The sequence below is a fragment of the Collinsella sp. TM05-38 genome, assembly GCF_003466445.1.
GTDB lineage: Bacteria > Actinomycetota > Coriobacteriia > Coriobacteriales > Coriobacteriaceae > Collinsella.
Window position 1 is genome coordinate 48,556 of sequence record NZ_QSPM01000010.1, and the last position, 17,416, is coordinate 65,971.

At 62.3% G+C, this 17,416-nt stretch carries 14 protein-coding genes; 12 read left to right on the plus strand and 2 right to left on the minus strand.

The window, feature by feature from the left end; genetic code table 11:
• Positions 1-419: 419 nt before the first annotated feature.
• From DXD49_RS09660 to DXD49_RS06960, 8 genes are all read left to right on the plus strand, one after another.
• Complete coding sequence (locus DXD49_RS09660; protein ID WP_158564874.1) at positions 420-581, plus strand: hypothetical protein; 162 nt, start codon at positions 420-422, stop codon at positions 579-581.
• 912 nt (positions 582-1,493) lie between these two features.
• Complete coding sequence (gene bilR, locus DXD49_RS06930) at positions 1,494-3,524, plus strand: bilirubin reductase, long form (RefSeq protein ID WP_117794588.1); 2,031 nt, start codon at positions 1,494-1,496, stop codon at positions 3,522-3,524.
• A gap of 449 nt (positions 3,525-3,973) precedes the next feature.
• Positions 3,974-4,369 (plus strand): helix-turn-helix domain-containing protein, encoded by a 396-nt coding sequence (locus DXD49_RS06935; RefSeq protein ID WP_117743644.1) that lies wholly within the window; start codon positions 3,974-3,976, stop codon positions 4,367-4,369.
• A gap of 260 nt (positions 4,370-4,629) precedes the next feature.
• Positions 4,630-7,512 carry a proton-conducting transporter membrane subunit gene (locus DXD49_RS06940; protein WP_117794589.1) on the plus strand — a complete coding sequence of 961 codons (2,883 nt, stop codon included), beginning with the start codon at positions 4,630-4,632 and terminating at the stop codon, positions 7,510-7,512.
• Positions 7,513-7,524: 12 nt separating this feature from the next.
• Positions 7,525-8,100 carry an NADH-quinone oxidoreductase subunit B family protein gene (locus DXD49_RS06945; RefSeq protein WP_117794590.1) on the plus strand — a complete coding sequence of 192 codons (576 nt, stop codon included), beginning with the start codon at positions 7,525-7,527 and terminating at the stop codon, positions 8,098-8,100.
• Entirely contained in the window at positions 8,100-8,819 is a 720-nt protein-coding gene (locus DXD49_RS06950) for an NADH-quinone oxidoreductase subunit C (protein ID WP_117794591.1), read from the plus strand. The genes DXD49_RS06945 and DXD49_RS06950 overlap by 1 nt, the downstream gene beginning before the upstream one ends.
• A gap of 5 nt (positions 8,820-8,824) precedes the next feature.
• On the plus strand, positions 8,825-9,913 hold the full coding sequence (locus DXD49_RS06955) for a nickel-dependent hydrogenase large subunit (protein WP_117742959.1): 1,089 nt from the start codon (positions 8,825-8,827) through the stop codon (positions 9,911-9,913).
• 7 nt (positions 9,914-9,920) lie between these two features.
• On the plus strand, positions 9,921-10,262 hold the full coding sequence (locus tag DXD49_RS06960) for a 4Fe-4S dicluster domain-containing protein (RefSeq protein ID WP_117794592.1): 342 nt from the start codon (positions 9,921-9,923) through the stop codon (positions 10,260-10,262).
• Between the two features lie 289 nt (positions 10,263-10,551).
• Here DXD49_RS06960 and DXD49_RS06965 read toward each other — a convergent pair whose 3' ends face one another.
• A complete protein-coding gene (locus DXD49_RS06965; protein WP_117734748.1) occupies positions 10,552-11,181 on the minus strand; it encodes a response regulator transcription factor in 630 nt (209 codons plus the stop codon).
• Entirely contained in the window at positions 11,178-12,323 is a 1,146-nt protein-coding gene (locus tag DXD49_RS06970) for a sensor histidine kinase (protein WP_158564875.1), read from the minus strand. The genes DXD49_RS06965 and DXD49_RS06970 overlap by 4 nt, the downstream gene beginning before the upstream one ends.
• A gap of 211 nt (positions 12,324-12,534) precedes the next feature.
• On the opposite strand from DXD49_RS06970, the gene DXD49_RS06975 reads away from it, so the two are divergent.
• From DXD49_RS06975 to DXD49_RS06990, 4 genes are all read left to right on the plus strand, one after another.
• Positions 12,535-13,473: an ABC transporter ATP-binding protein gene (locus DXD49_RS06975; protein WP_117794594.1), complete on the plus strand. Its 939-nt coding sequence runs from the start codon at positions 12,535-12,537 to the stop codon at positions 13,471-13,473.
• Between the two features lie 10 nt (positions 13,474-13,483).
• The gene (locus DXD49_RS06980) at positions 13,484-14,671 is read left to right on the plus strand and encodes an ABC transporter permease (RefSeq protein ID WP_117794595.1); all 1,188 of its coding nucleotides are present in this window, start codon (positions 13,484-13,486) and stop codon (positions 14,669-14,671) included.
• On the plus strand, positions 14,658-15,863 hold the full coding sequence (locus tag DXD49_RS06985) for an ABC transporter permease (RefSeq protein ID WP_117734744.1): 1,206 nt from the start codon (positions 14,658-14,660) through the stop codon (positions 15,861-15,863). Before DXD49_RS06980 ends, DXD49_RS06985 begins: the two co-directional genes overlap by 14 nt.
• A gap of 268 nt (positions 15,864-16,131) precedes the next feature.
• Positions 16,132-17,337 (plus strand): DUF362 domain-containing protein, encoded by a 1,206-nt coding sequence (locus DXD49_RS06990; protein ID WP_117794596.1) that lies wholly within the window; start codon positions 16,132-16,134, stop codon positions 17,335-17,337.
• Positions 17,338-17,416 lie beyond the last annotated feature (79 nt).

The following is a 17,416-nucleotide window of genomic DNA, read 5'->3' on the forward strand; positions in this document are numbered from 1 at the left end:
CGGCGTTAATGGCCCGAGGGGCTGTTCTTCTGTCGCTTTCCCGCGGGCGGCTTATTTGGTGTGCGTCAGTAAGGCGTGAACTAGGGAGCTGTCGCTGACCAAATCTCATCTCGGACATGACGGTCCTTTTCCGGACATTCGCGGACAATGTCCGGAAACGGGCTGAAATGTCCGGAATGGCGAGGCTGTCCTACGCTCGGGTTGCCGCGGTGTGGCCCTCGGTATGACGGCGGGGCGATGTCATCGGACCGGCCGCGTTGACGGATGGGAAGTTAAGGAAAGTTAGGGCGGTCTTGAGGGGATGCGTATCCGCAGCCCGAAGCCCTGTCCATCAGTAATAGAGAGCTGCTTGTCCTCTTTTGGAAAGTTACGGAAAGTTGGGCTACCCCTTACCTTAGGCCCAGTATGGGGAGTAGCGCATGTGGCGCGGTGCCGTATCGGCATCGAAGGGCTTTGCGCCCACGGCGTCTCGAATGATCTTGCTCGCTTGGGAACTCTTCGATGTCTCGAGACCGAATACGCGCCGTACGGTAAGCCGAGTGCTTGGCAAGCTGATCAAGGAAGACGGGCTGCTCGAATGACACGGCTTCTCCCCCAACGATTCAAGACGGTTCTACACGATAAGATAGGGCGGTCGCTCTATGTCGCACCTTTGTCGCAGTAATGTCGCACCTCTGTCGCAGTAATGCCGCACCTTGGCCGCGGCGGCTTCGATGGCCCAAAGGGCTGCCCCTTTGTCACTTCCTCGCGGGTAAGTAATGTTGGCGTGCGCCGTCGTGGCGCGAACCGGGGCGCTCTGCTGGGGAGCTGGGGCTTTACTAGGGAACTGCCGTTGGCCAAATCCCATCTCGGACATGACGATCCCGTTTCCGGACATTCGCGGACAATGTCCGGAAACGGGCTAAAAATGTCCGGAAAGGGGCTGAAATGTCCGGAATGGCGGGGCCGCCCCACGCTCGGGTTGCCGGGCGTGGCCTCCGATATGACGGCGGGGCGATGTCATTGACCCGTTTGCTTTTCCGCTCGGGTTCTGCTCTCAGCCTCTCAAACAAAATCTCAATCTGTAACATCTAGACCCGATTTGGGCGGCTAGGTGTTACAGATCGAGATATACCGGTGGGTTGGGTCCCGTTTGTCTAAATCTGTAACACGAGGGACGGATTTTGCCGAGTTATTGTTACAGATTGAGATTTTCTGGCAGGCGGGTTTGGTTTGTCTCGATCTGTAACAGGGAGGGGTCAAAAGTGGGCCTAGCTGTTACAGATCTAGACTGTTGAGGATGGGTTGAGAGGAATGTCTCGATCTGTAACAGTAAGACCCGGTTTTGCCGAGTAACTGTTACAGATTGAGACAAACCGACGGGCCGCCCCGCCCCATCCACCTGCCGCTACCTGCTATCCGCCGATTTCCGTTGTGCTGCTGCACTTCCATGCCATATCCTCTAGACAACTACGCGGCAACATCGCCGCCGCGCCTACAAGAGAGGAATATCCATGACCGCACCCGCATCCAAGCTGCTCCAGCCCATTACGGTTGGCCCCCTTGAGCTCAAAAACCGCATTATGTTCCCGCCGCTAACCACCGGCTATGAGGAGCGCGACGGCTCCATCGGCGAGCGCAGCCTGGCCTTTTACGAGCGTCTGGCCCGTGGCGGCGTGAGCTACATCGTTATTGGCGACGTTGCTCCCGTTATGACCGCAAGCCCCACGCCCAAGTTGGCGACCGACGCCCAGATCCCCACGTTTAAGGCGCTGGCCGACGCCGTTCACAAGCACGGCGCCAAGGTCGCGCTGCAGCTGTTCCACCCCGAGTACGACGTGCCCGGTGTCGGCCGCATGGTCATGGGTTCCATGGCCGCCGCCAAGGCCGCGCAGGAGGCCAAGGCCGCCGGCGACGAGGAGACCTTTGCCGCCAAGATGGCCGAGTCCAACGAGATCCGCAAGCAGGCCTACGCCAAGTTGCACCACGATATGCAGCACTTTGTGAACGAGGCGAGCGTAGAGCAGCTCACCCAGATCAAGGAGGCCATCGCCGCCTCGGCCGCTCGCGCGCAGCAGGCCGGCATTGACGCCATCGAGGTCCACGGCGACCGTCTGGTGGGTTCGCTGTGCTCGGCTATCCTCAACCAGCGCACCGACGAGTACGGCGGATCGTTCGAGAACCGCGTCCGCTACGCGCTCGAGGTCGTCGCCGCCATTAAGGAGGCCGCGCCGGAGCTGATGGTGGAGTACAAGCTCCCCGTGATCATGGAGAACCCCGACGGCACGCCGCGCGGCAAGGGCGGCCTGCTGCCCGACGAGGCCTGCGAGTTCGCCAAGCTGCTCGAGGGCGCCGGCATCGACATGATCCAGGTGGCGCAGGCAAACCACACCGGCAACATGGGCGACACCATTCCGCCCATGGGCGCCATGCCCTACAACTGGACGCTGCCCGTGGCAGAGCGCGTCAAGGCCCTGGTCTCCGTGCCGGTGGCAACCGTCGGCCGCGTTGTTTCGGTCGAGGCCGGCGAGAAGATCCTGGAAGACGGCTCGGCCGACATCGTCGCGTACGGCCGCTCGCTCATGTGCGACCCCGACATTGCGCTCAAGGCCGCTACGGGTGAGCCCATCCGCGAGTGCCTCAACTGCAACAAGGGCTGCGTCGACGCGATCCAAAACCGCAAATACATCTCGTGCGTGCTCAATGCCGAGAACGGCGACGAGGCGACCATCGCCATTAAGCCGGGCGAGGGCGACAAGAAGATCGCCGTGGTGGGCGGCGGTATTGCCGGCCTGGAGGCGGCGCGCGTGGCGGCCAAGCGCGGCTACGACGTGACCGTCTACGAGGCGAGCGACCATCTGGGCGGCCAGATTGTGCTGGCGGCCGCGCCTCCGCGCAAGGACGAGATCATGCGCTCGGTCGAGTACTACGAGAAGATTCTGCCCGGCCTGGGCGTGAAGGTTGAACTCAACCACACCGCTAGCCCCGCGGACCTCAACGCCGCCGACGCCGCGATTGTGGCCGTGGGCGCGCACGATGTGGTCATTCCCGTACCCGGTGCCGATTCGGAGAAGGTTGTCTCGAGCTGGGACGTGCTGGCCGGCAAGGTGGAGCTCAGCGGGCGCGTCGCCGTCATTGGCGGTGGCCTGGTGGGCACCGAGACTGCCGAGTACCTGCTGCAGCACGGCTGCGAGGTGGCGATCGTCGAGATGCTCGACAAGATTGCCGCGGGCGAGTCCGAGACCATTCTGCCGCTGATTATGAGCGACTTTGCCGAGCATGGCGTTGAGCAGCATGTTAAGACCCGCCTGACCGCCATTACCGACGAGGGCGTGGAGGCCGTGCACACCACCGAGGACGGCCCCGAGGAGCCGGTGAAGATCGCCTGCGATTACGTGGTGATGGCCGTGGGCTCCAAGGCCAACGCGTTTGACCTGGATGGCGTGACGGTGCCCGTGACCTGCGTGGGCGACTGCTCGGGCGAGCGCACCGCCGACATCGCGAGCGCCATTCGCACGGCGTATCACGCGGCCAACGAGCTGTAGTTGAACATCGCGGCCAGGCGGGGCGGTAGCACGGATCCGCCTCGCCCGGCTGTGCCCCGTCGGGTGTCAACCGGTGCGGGGCCTGCAAGCGCAGCAGGCCCCGCCCTTTTTGTTTTGCTCCGGTGGATGGCAGTGCGCGGTAATCATGAGGAGTAAGGACGTCTACTGCCTTGCCGATTACTCAAAATTATTGGGGGAGGGGTTAATAATCATATCCGCTATAGCAAAGGACATAAAGAGGTGTCAATTTTGTTGACAGGCGAATGACGATTGGCTGCGAGTCAGCTACCAGCGTAAATAATCGATAAAGAAATGTCGTAAATTGGTGCCAAATGCCCAGATAACGCCGCGTCTATTTTAATTAACTGCTTTGAGCAAACAGTAAAATGCTACTATCTAACTTGCACGTAAGAAAGCAGATTAACGGTTAAGGCTAAGAAGTGGCAGGTATGTCAGAAGCAACTAGGACTCGCACGCATGCGCCCGAGGTTAGGCAGCGCGCCGTCGAGGTCCTCCAAGAGGGGGTCGGTCATCGCGCCCTCGCCGCGGAGCTTGGCATTCCCCAGGCAACGGCTCGTCAGTGGGCCCGCGCATATGCCGTGGGCGGTGCCGATGCCGTGCTCAACGCGGGCACTCACCATCACACGTATTCGTACGAGGTTAAGCTCGCCGTAGTTAAGGATCGCCTGGAAAACGGCATGACGGTTCGCGAGGCCATGATCAAACACCAGATTCCCAGCGAGTCTTCGGTTAAGGCCTGGTGCCGCCAGTATCGCGACGGCGGCGAGGCAGCGCTGGTTGATAAGCCGCGCGGTCGTAAACCACGCGCCAAGAAAGCGGAGTAGCGAAAACGTGCGCCTACGGGGTGCATTTTTTCTATCGCGATGCCCCTCTAAAGGCTCTTTCGGAGCAGAGGAGGTTGTCATGTAATGGGGCGCGCGCCCTGCACTGCCGCGACGGGGCCCGCCATATTGCTTCAATACGGACAGGCTTCTTACCTCGCACGTCTAAAGTTCCACAGTTGGCCGAAAGCCCGCCTTCAGGTGCTCAAATTAGCGTTATAACGTAATGCATGTATAGCGTTTTTGCATGGGGGAGTGATGGTATGACGCTACTGTATTTCCTTACCCTGTTTCCGCTGGTACCGGCGCTGGGCATGCTGCTTGCGCGCGGTGACCGTGCTCGCGATGCGGTAGGGCTTGTAGGCTCCGGCGTCATTATGGCGACAACGGTTGTAGTTGCTGTCTTATTTTTTGGCACGGGTCCGCAGAGCTTTGAGGTTGCCCCCGGCACCTCGCACGTGCTCTCGATCATCAGCTCCGTCATCGACGTGATCCTGTGCGCCGTCATCCTGTACAACGCGCATAAATATAAGAGTGTGCTTACCGGTGTGCTCGGCATCGTCCAGCTGGTGGGTTCGGTCGCCTTTGCGGCCATGACGCTGCCCGCGGTCGAAGCCGTTACGGCCACGCCGCTCTACCTGGATTACATGAGCGTGATCATGGTCCTCGCCGTTGGCATCGTCGGCAGCCTGATCTGCGTGTACGCCTTGGGCTACATGAAGGACTTCCAGGCCCACGACGAGCACGAGGCCGCACTGCGCGGGCAGACTGCGCCCGACCGTCGCCCGCAGTTCCTGGCGCTCATGTTCCTGTTCCTCTCGGCCATGTTCGTCATCGTGACGAGCGACAACCTTGAGTGGCTGTTCTGCGGTTGGGAAATCACCACCGTGTGCTCGTTCCTTATGATTGGCTACACGCGCACGCCCGAGGCCATTAAAAACGCCTTTACCCAGATCATCCTCAACATGCTGGGCGGCATCGCGTTTTTGGCCGGACTCATGTACCTGCACGTTAACGGCATGCCGCTGACCATCTCGGGTATGATCGAGCTTTCCTGCGCCGGAACCGCACAATCCGCGCTGCTGGTGATGCCGGTCGTTCTGCTGTCGCTCGCCGCACTCACCAAGGCCGCACAGATGCCGTTCCACACCTGGCTGCTCGGCGCCATGGTTGCCCCCACGCCCACGAGCGCCCTGCTGCACTCGTCAACCATGGTCAAAGCCGGCGTGTTCCTGATGGTCAAGCTGAGCCCGCTCTATGCCATCTATCCCGTGACCGGCTTTATGGTCACGAGTGTGGGCGCCATCACGTTTTTGCTTGCTGCCCTCATGGCCATCTCGCAGAGCAACGCCAAACGCGTGCTCGCGTACTCCACCATTTCCAACTTGGGCCTCATCAGCGCCTGCTTGGGTGTCGGCGCGCCCGAGGCCGTATGGGCGGCCATCTTCCTGATCCTGTTCCATACGGTGGCCAAGTCGCTGCTGTTCCTGTGCGTGGGCACCGCCGAGCATCATATCGGCAGCCGTAACATTGAGGACATGGACGGTATGTTCAGCCGCATGCCGCACCTGACGCGTCTGATGATGCTGGGCATCATGGGTATGTTTGTGGCGCCGTTTGGCATGCTCGTTTCCAAGTGGGGCGCCCTGGTGGCGTTTGCGCAGACCGGCAACGTGCTCATGATCATGGTGCTTGCTTTTGGCTCGGCCGCGACGTTCTTCTTCTGGGGCAAGTGGCTTGCCAAGCTTTCGGGCGTCGACCCCACGGCTCAAAACGTTGAGGTCAATGTCCATAAGACCGAATGGATGGCGCTCAACACCATCGCCGCGCTGCTGATTCTGTGTTGCGTGGCGTTCCCGGTTATCTCGAGCGGTCTGGTGTCGCCTTACTTGGCCATGGTGTTTGGCCGCGTGCCGTACGTTATTGGCAAGGATGCCATGTATCTGATGGTGGTTATCGTGGCGTTTATTACCGTGGTGCTGCTGACTTCATTCCGCGTGAGCAACAAGCCGCACGTAAACGTATATCTTTCGGGCGTGGGGACCGACAATTACCGCCATTTCCGTGGCTCGATGGGTCACGAGGTGAAGGCCGAAAAGCGCAATTGGTACTCGGAGGACGCCCTTGGCGAGAAGCGTATCGGCCCCGCGGGCAGCGTCGTGTGCTGCAGCATTATCTTGTTTGCGCTGCTGTGCTGCGCGTGGATCGGGCCCGAGAGACTTGCCATGAGCGCGCCCTCGGTGCTGCGCGGTAAGTATTTTGAAGGTTCGGGCGTCGTGGGCATATTTATTGGTACCGTGGCGTTTGCCCTGATTGCGCCGCTTGTGGGCGGTTTGATCGACGGCGTTGACCGCAAGCTTTCGGCCCGCATGCAGGGCCGCGTGGGCCCGCGCCTGCTGCAACCGTTCTACGATGTGGCCAAGCTCCTGCGCAAGGCCCCTGCCAGCGTAAACACCATGGATGATACCTACATGGCGTGCGCGCTCATCTTTACCGTGGTGGGCGGCGGCATCTTTGTGTCGGGTTCCAACACGCTGTTGTGCGCTTTTATGGTGACGCTCGCCGCGATCTTTGTGGTGTTGGCGTCCGCCTCGACGCAAAGCCCGTTTGCCCAGGTCGGCGCCGACCGCGAGCTACTGCAGGTCATGAGTTACGAGCCCGCCGTTCTGCTGATGAGCGTGGGCCTGTATCTCGCCACCGATAGCTTCGACTCCATCGCCGTAACCGGGCAGTCGGCCCCCATCATCGCGTACAGTGCGCCCATTTTCCTGGCGCTGCTTGCGGTGCTCACCATCAAACTGCGCAAGTCGCCGTTTGACCTTTCGTACTCGCATCACGCGCATCAAGAGATTGTCCAGGGTGTCGCCACCGAGATGAGCGGCGGTACGCTGGCCAAGATGACCCTTATGCACTGGTGTGAGACCGTGCTGTTTTTGATGTGGGTGGGCATGTTCTTTGTCTGGGACAACCCGGTGAGCTGGGTCGTAGCCCTGGTCGTGATGGTTGCGACGTACTTTGTCGAGGTGCTGATCGACAACACCTTCGCGCGCAGCACCTGGCGCAGCTGCTTTAAGCTCGGCTGGGGCGTGGCGCTGGTGTTTGGTCTGCTCAACCTTATGCCCATCCTCGTTGACGTGTTTATTTAGGAGGCGGCATCCATGGATCATAAAATGTCGCGCTCGCCGTGGGTTATTCATTACGACGGCTCGAGCTGCAACGGATGCGATATCGAGGTGCTGGCCTCGCTCACGCCGCTGTTCGATGCGGAGCGCTTTGGCGTGGTCAATACCGGCAACCCCAAGCATGCGGACATCTTTTTGGTGACGGGGTCGGTCAATGCCCAGAACCTGCCCGTCGTGCGCCAGATTTACAACCAGATGCTCGAGCCCAAGTGCGTGGTGGCCTGCGGCATTTGCGCGTGCTCGGGCGGCGTATTCCGCGATGCCTATAACGTGATCGGCGGCGTGGACCGCGCGATTCCCGTGGACGTGTACGCGCCCGGATGCGCCATCCGCCCCGAGACCGTGATCGATGCCATCGTGGAGGCGTGCGGCATTCTGGACCAGAAGGAGGCCGTGATGCGTGCCGGTGGCGACCCGCTCACCGTGGGAGGTGCCGCTACCTGGGACGGTGGCGTTGAGTTGGGCGAGGACGGGTTTGTGGCAGTTGCGGGGGCCGGCGACACGCCCGCTGGGACGCCCACCGCGCCCGTCGCTGCAAAGGAGGCCGAGTAATGCAAAAGGCTATCTATACCACCGTTGGGATCGACGAGCTCCTGTCGCATGTCCAGGCGCTCAAGGGCGTCGGCGCGCGCTTTGTGCAAATGCACGCCGAGCGCAACGTCGACGACGGCACGTATCGCCTAGTCTATACGTTTATCAACGTTCGTGCTGCTCAGGAGCATATTGCGCAGGACGGCAGCTATGCGATTGAGAACCTGGTAGTCGAGGGCATCGAACAGTACCAGGAGATTCCGTCCATCAGCTCGTACTATCCGGCGGTGTTCCCGTTTGAAAACGAAGCGCACGACTTATTTGGGCTTGCCATCACCGACATGCAGATTGACTTTAAGGGCTTTTTCTACCAGGTTTCGACTGCCGAGCCCATGAGCGTTATCACGCCCGAGGTGAAGGACGCGCGCGAGAAGGCCATGAAGGTCCGTGCCGCCGCCGAGGCCAAGGCGCGCAAGGCCGCGGCCGAGAAGGCCGCCGCGGCTGCGGCTGCTGCGGGGGAGGGCGCTGCGGGCGCTGGCGGTGCCGCGGGCGCTGTCGTCGCTCAGCCCGCTGCGGCTGCCGGCTCCGATGCTCAGCACGATGAGGCTGCCGCCAAGGCCGCGCTCAAGGCTGCCGAGATGGAGGCAAAGCTCGCCGCCATGGATCCCGAGAAAGCGGCCAAGGTCCGCGCGGCGCTTGCCGCCAAGGCCGCCCGCGACAAGCAGAAAAAGGAGGCGTAAGGTCCATGGCACATCGCTCCGTTATTCCGTTTGGTCCGCAGCACCCTGTGCTGCCCGAGCCGCTTCACCTGGACCTGGTGATCGAGGACGACCGCGTTATCGAGGCAATTCCGCAGATTGGCTTTGTGCACCGCGGCCTTGAGAAGCTCACCGAAAAGCGCGATATGCACCAGTTTGGCTACATCGCCGAGCGCATCTGCGGCATTTGCGCCGTGGGTCACAGCTACGGTTATGCCAGCGCCTGCGAGCGCATGCTCGATATCGAGGTGCCCGGGCGCGTGCAGTATATCCGCACCATTTTGCATGAGCTTTCGCGCATCCACTCGCACCTGCTGTGGCTGGGCCTGCTCGCCGATGCCTTTGGCTTCGAGGCGCTGTTCTATCGTTCGTGGACCCTGCGCGAACAGATTCTCAAGATCTTTGAGAGCACGTGCGGCGGCCGCGTGATCCTTTCGATTAACGAGGTCGGCGGCCTTAAGCATGATATTGAGGATTCTGAGCTGGCGGGTATTGTCCAAACGCTCGACGCCATGCGCCCCGACTACGAGGCCCTGGTGCATACGTTTTTGGACGACGACAGCTGCGGCGAGCGCCTGCATGGCGTGGGCGTGATCAGCAAGAAGGACGCGCTGGACCTTTCGATGGTCGGTCCGTTTGGGCGCGCTTCGGGCGTGGACTACGACGTGCGCATGTTCGGCGACGGCGCCTATGCGGATCTGGCTGCGTTTGAGCCCATCGTTGCTACCGATGGCGACTGCTATGCCCGCTGCCAAGTGCGTTGTGCCGAGGTCACGCAGGCCATGGACATCATTAAGGAGCTTGTGGGCAAGATTCCGCACGACGGTATCGGCGGGCGCACCAAGCTCACGCCGGCTGACGGCGCGCTCGGCGAGGTTGTGATTGAGCAGCCGCGCGGCGAGGCGTATTACTATGTGCGCGGCAACGGCACCAAGAACCTTGACCGTTTCCGCGTGCGCACGCCGACGTCGCAAAACCTGGCGGGTCTGACGCATGCGCTGCAGGGCGTGCTCATTGCTAACGTGCCTATGATTATCCTGACCATCGACCCCTGCATTAGCTGCACGGAAAGGTAGGCGCGGCATGAGTTTGCTGACATTTGCCAAGACGGCCTTGGGCTCTATGATCAAGCAGCCGGTAACGGTGTGCTATCCGCAGGAGAAGCTCGCGGCACCCGAGCGCCTGCGTGGGCACATCGTCAACGACATGGACGTGTGCATTTGCTGCGGCATGTGCGCGCGCCGTTGCCCGGCGGGCGCGCTTGCGGTCGATCGCAAAGGCGGAACGTGGTCGATCGACCCGTACGCCTGCGTGGTGTGCGGCGAGTGCATCGAGAGCTGCCCCAAGCACTGCCTGACTATGGACACCGCCCGTACTCCGGTTGCGGCGGACAAGATTCTCACGGTAGAAATCAAGCCGGAATAGCGCCGGAATAGAGGCCGGCGGGGCAAAAATGCCCCGCCGGCCCCGCGCTTGAACGCGCGGCTGGGCCGCCGCGAACAAAACTATGCCGGATTACGGGGCTAGATAGCGAACCTACGACCATACAGATAATCGCAAAAACAAAACCGCAGGTAGATAGCTTGTTGTTTTTCAAAAATAGGGTGCATGGATGAGGGTCCCGACTTTGGCCCCGTAAACCGGCATAGTTTTGAAATGGCATTAAATCGGTGACAGCCATTTTGCTATGCCGGGGCGGTTGGCCGTTGGGTAATTACCCTCGCAGGTAGGCGATGGCGATCTGCGTGCGGTTGCGCAGGCCCATTTTGGCAAGGATCGAGCTGATGTGGTTGCGCACGGTGCCTTCGCCCATGTATGCCGTGGCGGCAATCTCCTTGTTGTCGAGACCGCGGGCGATGAGCTCTGCGACTTCGAACTCGCGGTCGGTCAGGCCGGCAAAGGCCGCGGGCCGGCGGGGCGTGCCCGCCGCGATGCCCGCCCCATCAAAATCGATATCCTCGATCGCCTTGCCCTCGAGCACGCGTTTGCCGTCCATGACCTGCGCCAACGCCGGAGGAATGGCGGCGATATCGGTTTTAATCAGGTAGCCGCGGGCGCCCAGCTTGAGCGCTGACACGATGTACTCGTCATCCGAGAATGTCGTCAGAAACACCACGCGTGCCGCGGGGTCGTGCTCAAGGATTTCGCGCGCCGCCGAAAGGCCGTCGCGCCCTGGCATTTGAATGTCGAGCAGCGCGACGTCGGGTGCGTGTTCGGCGCAGAGCGCCACCGCGTCGTCGCCGTCGGCACCGGTGCCCACCACCTCTATCTGCGGCTGAGCGCCCAGGATAATCTTGAGCGAATCGACCACTAGGCGGTCGTCGTCGACAACTATGAGCCTCATCGGCCCTCATCTCCTTGCTGTTTGGGGATGGTGGCAAAAACGCGCCAGCCGGGGGCGCCGGCGCGCAGGCCGGCGGTGAAGGTTCCGCCAAGCGCCTCGACGCGCTCGCGCATGGAGGCGAGCCCCATACCCCCTGTGGCGCTGTGGGCGCCTGTCCGAACCCCGCCCGTTCCATCGTCGGTAACGACGAGCTGGTAAAACGACGGATGCTCCATGCACCGCACGGTAATGGTTTTGGCATGGGCGTGGCGTATGGCGTTGGAAAGCGCCTCGCGCAGTACCGCCGCAAAGCAGTTGGCGACGTTGGCGGGTGCATGCTCGGCCAAAACCTCAAGCTCAATCTGCGGACCGCTGTCCGAGCGTGCGCCTTCAACGATGCGCTCGAGCTGCACGGAGAGGTTGGTCGCATTGTCGTTGAGCGCGTGGACGCTGGCGCGCACGAGCTGAAGCGCCTCGTCAACGGTGTATTTGACGTCGGCGAAATCGGCGGCGACGCTGGGCTCGTTGGCGTGGACCACGCGCAGAGCTTCGGTTTGAAGCGAAGCGCGCGTGAGCTGGTGGCCCACGTTATCGTGGATCTCGCGCGCGATGCGGGCGCGTTCGGCGAGCGTCGCGAGCTCGACTTCGTAGTCCTGGCGGTCGGCGAGGTCGCGGTTGCGTGCCTCGAGTGCCAGGGCGCGTTCTTGCAGCTTGTCGCGGGTGCGACGCATGCGTTCCTGTTCGCGCTCCAGCTGCGCGGTGCGCAGCGACAGCAACGTGGCAGCGACCGAAAGGATGGCGGTTAGCAGCAGCGTTCGGGTGGTGAGCGCGCCGCCGCGAAGGTCCGCGACAAGCGCGCAGACAAACACGGCGCTAATCGCCGGCGCGGGCCAGATGCGTTCACGGCGCACGCGTCGCGCGATGTCATAGAAGGCAAGGGGTGCGAACGGCATAAATGGCGGCACGAAGACGACAGCGATGATGTAGGCGTAGCTCGCGGCCTCGCTCGCGCGATGGGCGTGTTCTTCTCGTGTGACTTCCGACGCCGAGGTGGCTATAACGCCAAGGCAAAACGCCGCGACCAAGCGGGCATCCACAGCAAGGCCCAGAGCGGCCGCAATACAGCACGCCAGCACGATCGATTTGTCGAATAGCCTATTCATACGGGTATTGTACGCGATGCCGCGCACGGGGAAGGCGGCGCCCGGGGCAACCGTGACATTCCTCCCGCGCGGCAAAGCGGCGTCGATCGCTTGCGCGAGCGGGGATTTCGCCTCCGCCCCCTCGCACTCGTGACAAAGCTCACTGGTGCGCGCCGTCCGCTCCTGCGATGATGCAATCGTACCGGGCCGCAAGCAACAGAAGGGCCGCCTTATGACAGACATCGTCCACGTCGAAAACCTCGTCAAGCGCTATGACGATCTTATTGCGCTCGACCACTTTAACCTGAGTATTGCCCCTGGCGAGATCTTTGGCCTGCTGGGCCCCAACGGCTCGGGCAAGACCACGTCCATCAACTGCATCCTGCGGCTGCTCGCTTACGACAAGGGCACCATCGAGCTGTTCGGCGAGCCCATGACGCCCACGCGTTACGACCTCAAACGCCGCATCGGCGTGGTCCCACAGCAAGTTGCGGTGTTTGACGAGCTTACAGTGCGTGAGAACATCGACTATTTCTGCAGTCTCTACGTTAACGACCGCAAACGTCGCCGCGCGCTGGTGGATGAGGCGATCGACTTTGTCGGTTTGGGCGACTTTACCAAGTTTCGCCCCGGCAAGCTCTCGGGCGGCCTGGCGCGTCGCCTCAACATCGCCTGCGGCATCGCGCACAAGCCCGAGCTGATCTTTTTTGACGAGCCCACGGTGGCGGTCGATCCGCAGAGCCGCAACGCCATTCTGCAGGGCATCTGCCGTCTGCGCGACGAGGGAGCCACGGTGGTGTATACCAGCCATTACATGGAGGAAGTCGAGCAGATTTGCAGCCGCATCATGATCATGGACGGCGGGCGCGTGCTGGCGCAGGGCACCAACGACGAGCTCAAGCGCATGATTCAGATGGGCGAGCGCGTGACCGTCGAGGTCGGCACCGTCGAGGCCGCCACGGTCGAGCGCCTGCGTGCCCTCGAGCACGTGCTCAGCGTTGAGCTTTCCGGCGGCGAACTCGTCTGCACCTGCGAGGCGAGCCCGCACAATCTGGTCGACATCCTCGACACGCTGCGCGTCGCCGACGTGGCGCTCGGCCGCATTTATTCCGAGCCGCCGACCCTCAACGACGTGTTCCTCGAGATCACCGGCCGCGAGCTGCGCGACTAGGGGGGCGGCCATGTTCAACACCATCATCACCACGGTCAAGACGCTGCTGCGTCGGCCGAGTACATGGGTCTGGGGCGCGATCTTTCCCATTGCGCTTTCAACGATGTTCATGTTTATGTTTGCGAACCTCAGCTCCGACGGCAAGATCGACCCGGTGCCGGTAGCCGTTGTCGCTGACGAAGCCTGGGGCGCTTCGACCTTTAAGGGCGTGGTGGCTTCGCTTGCCAAGGAGGGCGACGATCAGCTGCTCGATGTGAGCGAGTGCGAGGATGTGGACGCCGCGAACCGTGCGCTCAAGTCCGGCGAGGTCGTGGGCATCTACACGGTCGATGCCGCGGGCACGCCCAAGCTCACGCTGCTTTCGAGTTATGACAGCTCGCGCGCCTCGTCGGTGCTCACCGACCGCAGCATCCTTGAGACGGTGGCGAGCTCGTATACGCAAAATGCCGAGCTCATGTCCCAGATTGCCCAGGACACCCCGGCGGCGCTCGCCGACCCCGAGGCGGTTGCGCGCGCCCTGTCGATTGAGGGCGGCGTCCGCCGCGTAAGCCTGACACGCACCACGCCCGATGGCACAGTCATCTACTATTACGCGCTTTTTGGCCTGGTCGCGATGATGTCTGCCGAGTTTGCCGCCTTGGGCGTCGTTGACCTGCAGCCCAATCTGTCGGGCCTTGGCGCGCGCCGCTGCGTGGGCGGCCTTTCCAAGACGGCGTCGCTGGCCGGCATTTTTGTCGGCTCGTGGCTGGTCTCCTTCGCCTCGATGGCGATCGCGATCGGCTACGTGAGCCTGGTCGTGGGCGTCGACTTTGGTGGGCGCGAGGGACTGTGTTTGGTGGGCGGCGCCGCTTCCGCGCTTGCCGCCACGGGCTTGGGACTCTTTGTGGGCACGCTTCCCGTTAAGGGTGGCAAGGCATCCAAGTCGGGCATCCTCACGGGTTTCGCTACCACGTGCGCCCTGTTCGCCGGGCTTTACGGCGAGCCGGCGATGGCACTTGCCGACGACGTTGCCCGCGCCTTCCCGGCCGAGTGCTGGCTCAATCCCGTCAAGCTCATCTGCGACATGTTCAACCGCTTATATTTCTTTGAGGACCTGGGTCCCTTTGTCATCCGTGCGGGCGCGCTGGTCCTCATGACGCTGGTGTTTGTTGTCGCCGCCACGCTGATTTTTGGAAGGAGCCGCTATGAGCACCTTTAAGACTGCGCTGCGCATGGCGCTCGCGCATCCGTTCTACCTGCTCATCTATACGGTGTTCATATCGCTGATGGGTGTGTTCATCGCGGCATCGGTGAGCTGGAACTCGTCGCAGCTCACCGAATACAAGCCCTACGACGCCAATGTGATTGTGGTCGACCGCGACGACAGCGATCTTTCGCGCGCGCTCACCAAGCACTTGGGCTCGCGCTTTGACCTGGTTACGGGTGTTGGCGACGACACGTACGACCTTGCGGACGCGCTCTCCAAGAGCAACAGCGCCAAGGGCAGCGCCGACTGCGTGTTCTTTATCCCGGAGGGGTTTGAGGACGACCTCGTTGCAGCCGCCCGCGTGGGGGAGTCCCTGCCCAAGCTCGATGTGACCTACGGTGCCGGCACCATGGCGGCGGCGCTTTCGTCTGCCGAGGCCTCGCGCTGGATCTCGCTCGCGGGCGCTGCGGCGGCACTTGAGCCCGCTGCTTCTAACGGCGACGTTGCCAAGGCGGCCGAGCACGCGGCCGCAAAGCGCGCGGAGGTCCAGATCGAGCAGGTCAAGGTCGACTCGACTGCCGCCGCCACGCTCGAGTCGTACTTCAACTTTGGCGCGTACGCGATCATCTCGTCGGTCATCGTGTCGGTGGGATTGGTGCTCTCGGGCATGAACGAGCCCGAGCGCGTGCGCCGCATGGATGCCGGCCCGGTCTCCGAGCGCCAGCGTTCGCTCGCCGTGTTCGCGGCCGCCGCCGTGCTCACCGTCTGCATTTGGTTTGTGTCGAGCATGATGGGCGTCGTGGGCTTTGCCGGAGCGGTTGCCGAGGTTGGCGTGGATCGCGTGTGCCTAGCGCTGGCTGCAACGTTTGCCCTGGCGTGCACGCCGCTGGCCGTTGGCTTTACGCTGTCGAGCTTGGGCGCGCGCGAGGAGCTGCTCAACGGCGTGGGCAACTTACTCGGCATGCTCATGACGTTTTTGGGCGGCGCCTGGATGCCGCTGTCGCTCATGGGCTCGGCCGTGCAGACCGCGGCGCATTTTGTGCCGACGTATTGGGTGAACGACGCGATCGGCAAGGCACTTGCCTCGGACCTGACGCCTGCCGTGCTGGGCGACATTGCCTGCGACCTGGGCGTCACGGCGCTCTTTGCCGCCGCCATCGCCGCCGCAGGCCTAGCCCTCGCGCACAACAAATCCCGCGCCTAACCGCCTAGCCATTGGGGACGTTCTTAAACGACTAGCCATGGGGGACAGTCTTTGCCGATTGGCCGGCTTGCCGGCCGGGCTGGCAAGGACTGTCCCTAGCTGTCGGCAGGAAAGGAGCGTCCCCAACTGCCGGGTGGCGAAAGGGTGCCCCCAGCGACTAGTCGTTTAAGAACGTCCAACGGCTAGGCGCCGCGCTTGACTTCAACCCCGCTATAACGGGTACCATCCTCTATGTCTGTAACGCCATATAGACCGAGGGGATATATCTATGACCGCAACTGCACCCGCTGCACCTGCCAAGGTGTACTTCACCAACCTGCGCACGCACGGCCGCGAAAGCCAGCTCGACAAGCTCAAGCGCCTGATTCGCCGCGCCGGCATCGAGCAGATCGACTTCGACAACAAGTTCGTCGCCATCAAGATCCACTTCGGCGAACTGGGCAACCTCTCCTTCCTGCGCCCCAACTACGCGCGCGCCGTCGCGGACGTGGTCAAGGAGCTGGGCGGCAAGCCCTTCCTCACCGATTGCAACACGCTTTACGTCGGTAGCCGCAAAAACGCGCTCGAGCACATCGACACCGCCTACCAGAACGGCTTTACCCCGTACGCCACGGGCTGCCAGGTCATCATCGCCGACGGCCTCAAGGGCACCGACGAGGCACTCGTTCCGGTCGAGGGCGGCGAGTACGTGCATGAGGCCAAGATCGGCCAGGCGCTCATGGATGCCGACATCGTGATCAGCCTCACCCACTTTAAGGGTCATGAGCAGGCCGGCTTTGGCGGCGCCATGAAGAACCTGGGCATGGGCGGCGGCAGCCGTGCCGGCAAGATGGAGCAGCATGCTGCCGGCAAGCCGAGCGTCGCGACCGAGCACTGCGTTGGCTGCCGTGCCTGCGAAAAGATTTGCGCGCACAACGCCGTCTCGTTCGACGGCACCCGCGAGCGCGAGCTGGCGAGTGGCAAGACCGTCGAGGTGCACGTGGCCGCCATCGACCACGACCGCTGCCTAGGCTGCGGCCGCTGCATCGGCGTGTGCAACCAGGATGCCATCAATCCCGACTATGACGCCGCTGCCGACGTGCTCAACTGCAAGATTGCCGAGTACACCAAGGCCATCGTTGACGGCCGCCCGAGCTTCCACATCTCGCTCGCCATGGACATCAGCCCCAACTGCGACTGCCATGCCGAGAACGACACGCCCATCGTCAACGACATTGGCATGTTTGCGAGCTTCGACCCGGTCGCCATCGACCAGGCCTGCGCCGACGCCGTTCTGGCCTCCGAGCCGCTGCCCAACACCGTACTCACCGACAGCGCGGCCAAGATGGAGCACGACCACGAGCATCTGGAGGGCGAGCAGGCCAAGGACCCCTTCTGCATCACGCATCCCGACACCGACTGGCGCTCCTGCATCGCACACGCCGAGAAGATCGGCCTGGGCACGAGCAAGTACGAGCTCATCGAGGTCAAGTAGCGCCTGTCTATTGGACATATCAAGCGTCTTTGTAGCGTAACGTAAGAAAAAACCGCCCGCGAGCGCAGTGCTCGCGGGC

Coding starts and splice junctions, on each gene's coding strand:
- DXD49_RS09660 (WP_158564874.1), top strand. CDS start 420: ATGTGGCGCGGTGCCGTATCGGCATCGAAGGGCTTTGCGCCCACGGCG.
- bilR (WP_117794588.1), top strand. CDS start 1,494: ATGACCGCACCCGCATCCAAGCTGCTCCAGCCCATTACGGTTGGCCCC.
- DXD49_RS06935 (WP_117743644.1), top strand. CDS start 3,974: ATGTCAGAAGCAACTAGGACTCGCACGCATGCGCCCGAGGTTAGGCAG.
- DXD49_RS06940 (WP_117794589.1), top strand. CDS start 4,630: ATGACGCTACTGTATTTCCTTACCCTGTTTCCGCTGGTACCGGCGCTG.
- DXD49_RS06945 (WP_117794590.1), top strand. CDS start 7,525: ATGGATCATAAAATGTCGCGCTCGCCGTGGGTTATTCATTACGACGGC.
- DXD49_RS06950 (WP_117794591.1), top strand. CDS start 8,100: ATGCAAAAGGCTATCTATACCACCGTTGGGATCGACGAGCTCCTGTCG.
- DXD49_RS06955 (WP_117742959.1), top strand. CDS start 8,825: ATGGCACATCGCTCCGTTATTCCGTTTGGTCCGCAGCACCCTGTGCTG.
- DXD49_RS06960 (WP_117794592.1), top strand. CDS start 9,921: ATGAGTTTGCTGACATTTGCCAAGACGGCCTTGGGCTCTATGATCAAG.
- DXD49_RS06965 (WP_117734748.1), bottom strand. CDS start 11,181: ATGAGGCTCATAGTTGTCGACGACGACCGCCTAGTGGTCGATTCGCTC.
- DXD49_RS06970 (WP_158564875.1), bottom strand. CDS start 12,323: ATGAATAGGCTATTCGACAAATCGATCGTGCTGGCGTGCTGTATTGCG.
- DXD49_RS06975 (WP_117794594.1), top strand. CDS start 12,535: ATGACAGACATCGTCCACGTCGAAAACCTCGTCAAGCGCTATGACGAT.
- DXD49_RS06980 (WP_117794595.1), top strand. CDS start 13,484: ATGTTCAACACCATCATCACCACGGTCAAGACGCTGCTGCGTCGGCCG.
- DXD49_RS06985 (WP_117734744.1), top strand. CDS start 14,658: ATGAGCACCTTTAAGACTGCGCTGCGCATGGCGCTCGCGCATCCGTTC.
- DXD49_RS06990 (WP_117794596.1), top strand. CDS start 16,132: ATGACCGCAACTGCACCCGCTGCACCTGCCAAGGTGTACTTCACCAAC.